The sequence below is a fragment of the Treponema sp. R80B11-R83G3 genome, assembly GCF_054786115.1.
In genome coordinates, this window is sequence record NZ_BDHF01000571.1 from 1 (window position 1) to 381 (window position 381).

Annotated in this window: 1 protein-coding gene; it reads right to left on the reverse strand. The window is 36.0% G+C overall.

Features of this window, described 5'->3' with window-relative positions:
• On the reverse strand, positions 1–180 hold a 180-nt coding region (locus tag ACYVRH_RS15025), incomplete at its 3' end, for a helix-turn-helix domain-containing protein (RefSeq protein WP_461257656.1).
• Positions 181–381: the final 201 nt, after the last annotated feature.

Below are 381 nucleotides of genomic sequence, written 5' to 3' on the forward strand. Positions count from 1 at the left end.
TTCCAGGGCCTTTGCGATCTGTTCAAGCATATTTACGGAGGGGAAACGCTTGCCGGTCTCTACCAATGCTATGTAATTATCGGTAATATTCGCTTTTTCAGCCAATTTCGCTTGTGATATGCCCAAAACCTTGCGGTAATGCTTTATATTTGACGCCAAAACCCTTCTCAGATCCGTCATTGTTTACCCTAAAATACAGTAAAGTAAACACATAATACTTGCTTAATTGTTATGTCTGCAATTTACTTATAGTCAAATAATTAGCTGATTTTGCAATAAACACTTGACTAATTGTTGTGTATTATGATTAATTAAAATACTCTTGTACGGATAAAGGGCAATCCGCATTCCTATATTCGCGAGATTCTTGTCGTAATTAAT